Annotated in this window: 4 protein-coding genes; all 4 read right to left on the bottom strand. The window is 71.5% G+C overall.

All coding sequences use genetic code 11. The features are described from left to right. Nucleotides 1-63 precede the first annotated feature (63 nt). From ACFWUZ_RS31820 to ACFWUZ_RS31835, 4 genes are read right to left on the bottom strand one after another with little or no spacing between them, the layout of a single operon-like run. Nucleotides 64-2,478: a galactose oxidase-like domain-containing protein gene (locus ACFWUZ_RS31820; protein ID WP_384380716.1), complete on the bottom strand. Its 2,415-nt coding sequence runs from the start codon at nucleotides 2,476-2,478 to the stop codon at nucleotides 64-66. 23 nt (nucleotides 2,479-2,501) lie between these two features. Further along, the gene (locus tag ACFWUZ_RS31825) at nucleotides 2,502-3,737 is read right to left on the bottom strand and encodes a glycosyltransferase (RefSeq protein WP_384380719.1); all 1,236 of its coding nucleotides are present in this window, start codon (nucleotides 3,735-3,737) and stop codon (nucleotides 2,502-2,504) included. A gap of 6 nt (nucleotides 3,738-3,743) precedes the next feature. Further along, nucleotides 3,744-5,423: an ArnT family glycosyltransferase gene (locus tag ACFWUZ_RS31830; protein ID WP_384380722.1), complete on the bottom strand. Its 1,680-nt coding sequence runs from the start codon at nucleotides 5,421-5,423 to the stop codon at nucleotides 3,744-3,746. Continuing rightward, a complete protein-coding gene (locus tag ACFWUZ_RS31835; RefSeq protein WP_384380725.1) occupies nucleotides 5,420-6,781 on the bottom strand; it encodes a glycosyltransferase in 1,362 nt (453 codons plus the stop codon). Before ACFWUZ_RS31835 ends, ACFWUZ_RS31830 begins: the two co-directional genes overlap by 4 nt. Nucleotides 6,782-6,950: the final 169 nt, after the last annotated feature.

Below are 6,950 nucleotides of genomic sequence, written 5' to 3' on the forward strand. Positions count from 1 at the left end.
CCCGGTCAGGGGCTCACGGGGACCGGCCGCACACGCGGCCGGTCCCCGCCCCTCTGTCCGCCGTCAGCAGGCGTAGCCGTCGCGGTCCGGGTCGAGCCGCAGCGGATCGCTGCCGTTGACCTTCATGCGCTGCGGGTACCGGTGCGCGGCCAGCCACGCGCAGCGCGCCTGCGAGGTCGGCTTCACCTCCGCCGGGAAGCGCGCCGGCACGCACAGGTTGACCGACCCGTAGTGCCGGTCGCAGCCGGCCACGCCGGGCGGTACGGGCACGGAGTCCCGCTTCGGCGGGTTCTTCTTGGGCGCCCCGAGTTCGTTCGCGAAGGCGTGCTGGTGCGCGGAGGGCTGTTCGTCCGCCTTCGCCAGGGCCGGGGCCCCGCCCAGGTGGACCCACTTCGCGACCGACGGCACCCCGTTCGCGTCCACCGCGAAGAGCATGTACCAGCCGGGCGGCGCGAGGTCGGGGTTGCTGGTGACGTTCAGGTCGATGGTGTTCCCGTCCACCGTCATCGGCAGGTCCACGAACCGCTGGTTGGGGTCCGAGGAGTGGGTGACGGCCGCCGGACGGATCAGCTCCGCCTTGGCGACGGGCCGGTCGACGGTGATCCGCTGCGTGTCCCCGTACACCCACTGCGTGTCGATCACCGAGGTGATCAGCGGGCGCTGCCCCTTGAAGAGGTAGGGCGGGGTGTAGATCGACACGTTGTGGTTGTACGTGCCGTTGCCGGGGTTGTCGCCGACCGACATCACGCGTCCGTCGGGCATCAGGAACGACGCCGAGTGGTACGTCCGCGGGATCGGGTCGGCCGCCAGACCCGGCTGGTAGGTGTTGGTCACCGGGTCGAAGAACGAGGCCTCGAACACCGGGTCCGCCCGGTCGTGCAGGGCACCTCCGGTCTCCAGCACCTTGCCGTCCGGCAGCAGCACCGCGGACACGTACATCTTGCCCTCGGCGCCCGTCTGCGGCCGCTTGCCCGCGCCCTGGTCGACCAGGCCGAGCGGGATGTCCGGGCCGGCGGTGTAGGCGGGGCTCGGCTGCTTCAGGTCGATGATGTCGGTGATCCGGTTCGCCGCCGGGTTGGTCTCGTTGTTGCCGCCGCCGATGGTCAGGACCCGCTGGTCCTGGGCCGGGGGCAGCAGCACGCTCGCCGACTCGTCGCGCTGGTCCTTGTTCCGCAGACCGGGCACGTCGGTGATCGTGTTGGCGTCGTAGTCGTAGACGGAGGCCCCCGTGCCCGGGGTGCCGTTGCCGAAGGTGTGGCTGCCCGAGTAGAAGAGCCGGCCGTCCTGCATGAGGATCATCGACGGGTACAGGCCCCAGTACGACCAGGTCTGGTTGACCTCGTTCACCGGCAGCCACTTGTTCTGCGCCGCCGAGAACTTCTCGGCGGTCACGTTGCCCGTCGAGTCCTCCTTCAGCCCGCCGAAGGAGATCACGTCACCGTTGCCGAGGATCGTCGCCGACGGGTACCAGTGCCCGCCGTTCATGTCGTTCGTCCTCGTGTACGCCTCGGTGGCCGGATCGAAGACGTAGCTGTCCTTCAGCCCCTGGTAGCCGATCGAGCCGTCGGCGGACGGGTACCCCTTGTTGCCGCTCATCACCAGCACCCGCCCGTCGGACAGCTGCACGTGTCCCGAGCAGAACATGTCCACCGGCGTCGGGATCGTCTTGAACGAACCGTTCGCCGGGTCGTAGACGGCCGAGGTGAAGGTCCCCGCGTTGAACTGGTCGATGTCGTTGCCCGATCCCGCGATCAGCAGCACCTTGCCGTTCCTGAGGACGACGGCGTGCATCGAACGCACCGGGTTCTGTGCGGGGATCACCTCCCACTTGCCCTTGGCGCACTCCTCCGCCGTGCCCGAGCAGACCGGCTGCGGCGGGGCCGCACCCACCTCCTCCAGCGCGTAGTCGTCGGAGGTGAGCGTCCCCACGCCGTACACCGACAGCCCCCACGCGATCCTGTCGGTGTTCGGCGGGACGGGGGGCGTACGGACCTCCGTGCGCGCCCAGCCGGCGCTCACGGGCGGATTCTGCAGGTCGGTCCAGTACTGCCAGCCCGCCGTGGTGTCCCGGCGGAACACGGTCACCGACACGTCCGGGGTATCCGACTTGTACCAGGCGGACAGGTCGTACTGCTTGCCCGGCGTGACCGTCGGCGCGCAGGCGGTGGTCTCGGTGACCAGGGCCTTGCGGTCGCCGTCGACGCGGCGGGTCAGCGAGACTTTCATCGCCTTGCTGCCGGTGTGCGCGTCGGCGACCGTGGCGAAGGAGAAGTCGTTGTCGCCCCAGCCGGATTTCGACCAGCACGACGGCATGTCGGAGCCGGGCGCGCCGGCGCTCTCGAAGCCGGGATTGATGAGCAGATTGGGCGGTCCGGCCGCGGCCTGCTGCGGTGCGGTGAGCAGCAGGCCCGCGGCCATCGCCCCGACGGCCAGCAGGGCGGTCCGCCGCCCGGCCTTCCGCCGGATCTTCAGACGCATGGGCACGTTCCCTTCTGTGCGGCTCAACTCCTGGTGTGACGTCCCGCGGTGCGCGGTGTGCGCGGCAGGTAGACGAGGGCCTCGGTGGCCGCGAAGCGCAGTACGAAGGTGGTGACCAGCGCGACGGCGGTGGCGGGGAGCACGGCCATGCCGAACTGGGCGACGAACACCGCGATCAGCGGGATGCGCAGCAGCAGGTCGGCATTGGCGAGCAGCGCGAACCGGCCGATCCGGTCGGCCCGGTGGCGGTGGCGGCGCCGGTCACGGAAGAGCAGGACCTCGATGAGGACGAAGTTCCACAGCACCCCGGCCTGGTTGGCGACGATCTCGGCGGGCAGGTAGTGCATCCCGGCGCCCATGAGCAGCCAGAGCGCGGCCAGGTTCGGGACGAAGCCGGAGAGCCCGATCAGTCCGAAGCCGACCATGCGGGCCAGCGGGTTCGCGGAGCGCAGCGCGGCGAGGTGGGAGAGGAAGCGCAGGCCTTCGCGGGCCGTGGACTTGGACTCGCCGGAGTAGCGGTCCTGGAAGACGAAGGGGACCTCCGCGACGGCGGCGGGGCGGCAGCGCACCGCCAGCTCCAGCAGGATCTTGTAGCCGAGGGGGCGCAGGGCGTCCGCGGTGACCGCGGAGCGGCGCATGGCGAAGAAGCCGCTCATCGGGTCGCTGATCCCGCGCAGGGCGCGCGGGAAGAGCCCCTTGGCCAGCCAGGTCGCGGCGCGGGAGACGGCGATCCGGTAGCCGCCGGCGAGTCCGGCCCGGCTGCCGCCGCTGAGGTAGCGGGAGGCGACGACGAGGTCGGCGCCGGTGCGCTCGCCCTCGCCGACGAGTTCGGGCACCAGGTGGGGCGGGTGCTGGAGGTCGGCGTCCATGACGACGATCCAGTCGGTGGCGGCCCGCTCGAGTCCCTCCACGACGGCTCCGCCGAGACCGCCGTCGGCGCGTTCGCGGTGCAGGACGGCCACCGGGAAGGCGCAGCCGGCGCTGGCCTTCTCCATGACGGCGGGGGTGTCGTCCGTGGAGTCGTCCACGAACAGCACCTCGCAGGGCAGGTGGGAGGGGAGCGCGTCCCCGAGGCGCCGCAGCAGCTCCGCCACGTTCCCCGACTCGTTGAAGGTCGGGACGATGAGGGTGACGCTGCCGGGGGCCGGCTTCTCCGCCGGATCCAGCGCCGCCCCGTCCAGCGCCGCCCCGTCCAGCGCTGCCGGAATCGAAAATTCCGGATCGCTCGGGGCAGTGAGGGCCCCCACGTCTTCGCTCATGGTGGCTCAGCTCCCGGTCTCGCGGTCGGTCCGGCGGATCTCGATGCGGTCCTCACCGGTGCCGAAGACCGCGACCGCCGTCGAGTGCTCCAGCGCCGCCTTCACGTTCGGCAGGTCCACCGCGTCGCGCCGGACCGTGGGCGAGGAGACCACGTAGTCGATGTCCCGCCAGCCGCGCGGCAGCGTCCTGGTGACGGCGGGGTCGAGGTCCGCCTTGTAGAACCAGATCGCGCCGAGCCCGGGCGCGAAGCCGTGGTGCACGGCGTCCAGCCACAGCGCGTCGTCCAGCAGGACCCGGGTGTTCGCCGGGTCGTCGACCTCGCTGCCGAGCCAGGCCGCGGCCTGCCGGTACGGGGCGTTCGCGTCCACCGTGAGCGCGGTGCGGTTGCCCTCGTACCAGCGGGGCAGGACGTACACCGCGGCGGCCGCGGCGAGTACGCAGACCAGCGCCCGGCGCGCGTACACCGCCTTCCGGGCCTCCCCCGGCGCACGGCGGCGGTGCAGCACCGCGTGCACGACGCCGGCCGCGCCGCCGGCCAGGACGAGCGCGAGGAAGGGCAGCGCCTGGATCACGTACATCGCGGGGAGGTAGCCGGAGGGCCGCATCGCCACGAGCGCGAGGATGGCGGCGGCGAGCGCGGGCCCGGCGAGGGCGCGGGCGGTGACCGACCAGCGGAGGGTGACCAGCAGCAGGACCGCCCCGGCCAGCCCGCCGAGCGGCAGCACGGTGTCGTAGTAGAGCCAGCTCCGGAACACCCCGTGGGAGCCGAAGTCCGGGTCGAGGATGAAGCCGGAGCCCTCGCGGCCCATCTGGTAGGTGATGCCGTCGATCAGCGAGACGTGTCCGGCCCCGGGCAGCAGTTCCCCGTTGAGCAGGGCGAACAGCGGGTAGGAGAGCCCGATCAGCGCGCAGGCGGTGATGGCTCCGGTGACCGCGAACTTGCGGGTGTCGCGGTGACTGTGGCGCCACATAGTCACCAGCAGCGCCGGGAGGACCACCAGCATCGTTTCCTTGGTGAGCACGGCGGTGGCGGCCGCGAGTCCCGCACCGAAGTGGTGCCACAGGTGGCGGCTGGGCGACGCGGCGAGGCAGAAGGCCAGCAGGATCCACATCACCGCGAGGTTGTCGAGGAAGATCTCCCGCTGGAGCACGACGGAGAGCGGGGAGAGCCCGAAGAGGGCCATGGCGAGCCCGGCGGCCCAGCGCGGCAGCCACAGCCGGCGCGCGAGGACGTACATCAGCACGGAGCCGGCCGCGGAGACGGCGAGCATCGAGAACCGCATCGGCGCGACGGTCATCGCGTCGGGCACGAAGAGCGAGGGAAGGTACGTCAGGCCCGCGACCTGGATCCAGCCGAGCGGCGGGTGGTCGTACCAGTAGGTGTAGTGGGCGAGGCCGTCGCCCTGCTGGACGGCCCACGCCTGGGCGAGGTAGGTGCCCTCGTCGTCGCTCAGGGTCGGGAAGTTCGTGATGTTCCAGCCCTGTACGAGGAGGATCGCGAGCAGCAGCGTCCCGCACAGCAGCAGGTCGGGCCGGGAGGAGCGGAAGCGGACGGACGGCCGGGCGGGGGCGGGCCGGCGGACGCCGGAGCCTCTGCCGCCGCGCTGGGCGGGGACGCGGGGCGCGGTGGCGGTGCCGCCCGGCCCGGGACGGGGATCAGTGGCCGTGGGCAGGGTGGCGGTCACTGGTGGCTGTCCTCTCGGTGCGCGCGGGACGTGCTGACGGTGCCGGAGGCGGTCGCGGTGGATGCGGTGGAGGCGCCGTGGCCGGACGCGGGAGCGCCGGCGAGGGCCGGGACGGCGGACCCGATGAGGTGGGCGCCGGTGTGGCTGGTGAGCTCCCACTCGTTGCGGCCGCGCTGTTCGCGCCAGACGGCGCGGATCGCGGCGCCCGCGAGCATCACCTGGTAGAAGGGGCCGCCGACCACGAGCTTGAGGTAGTGCACGAAGCGGACGCGCAGGCCGTACTGGCGGCCGAAGTCGTGGAGGCCGACGATCTCGAAGACGAAGGTCACCATCGCCGTGATCATGGGGAGGAAGGTGATGATCGCGATGCCGACGGGCACCTCGAGGAAGACGGCGACGGCGAAGTTGAGCGGAATGATCACCCCGGAGGCCGCCTGCATGAAGGGGGTCATCAGGGTGTAGCGGGCGAGCCAGCGCCGGCCGCGGCCGGGCAGCTGCTGCCAGTCCTTCTTCCGGTACACCTGGAGGAAGCCCTGGTTCCAGCGGGTGCGCTGCTTGAGCAGGCTCATCAGCGAGCCGGGGGTCTCCTCGCGGGTGACCATGTCGGAGTCGTACGCGACGACCACCTTCTTGCCGACCGAGGACAGCCGCACCCCCAGGTCGCAGTCCTCGGCGAGGCAGTTCTGGTCCCAGCCGCCCGCCTCGCGGAGCACCTCGGTGCGGACGAAGACGGTGTTGCCGCCGAGCGGGATGAAGCCCTTCTCGGCGTGCAGGTGCAGCCGGGAGCGGAACCAGAAGAAGTACTCCAGGCAATTGCGCAGGCTGTACCAGCTGGAGTGGAAGTTGATGAGCTGGACCCCGCCCTGGACCACGTCGGCGCCGGTGGAGCGGAAGGCGTGGTCGACGTGGGCGAGCAGCTCGGGATGGACCTGGTCCTCGGCGTCGAAGACCCCGACGATGTCGCCCCGGCAGGAGGGGAGGGCGGTGTTGAGGGCCTTCGGCTTGTTCTTGCTCTCGTGGGTGTCCACGACGACGCGGACACGGGCGGGTTCGCGGGCCGCGGCCCGTTCGGCCACGGCGGCCGTCTCCGGGTCGTCGTGGCCGACGATCACGATGATCTCGTAGTCGGTGTGCGTGGATTCCAGCAGCCGGTCGATGGTGTGCTCCAGCACGGCCTGTTCGTGACGGGCCGGCAGCAGCAGGGAGAACGCCAGCCGGCCGCCCCCGTCGGGGCGGTCGAAGCGGGTGGAGGCGAGCACCTCGGGTGTCCGCCAGGCATGCATCTGCCACCAGAGCGTGAAGGCGGCTATCCCGAAAAGGGCAAGCGAAATGACAGAAATGAACACAGAGGTGTACAAATTGTCCCCCACAGACATGCCGCAACCCCAGGCGGCGATCGTCGAACCCCCGGAGGCTCGGCGGGCCCCCCCGCCCCCCCCCCCCCCGGCCCCCCCGGGCGCCGGGGTCGTATAAACAACAGAAGCGGCCCCCGAAAGGGGGGGGGGTGATAAAGGGGGGGGCCGGGTG

This window comes from Streptomyces sp. NPDC058646 (assembly GCF_042716875.1).
GTDB lineage: Bacteria > Actinomycetota > Actinomycetes > Streptomycetales > Streptomycetaceae > Streptomyces.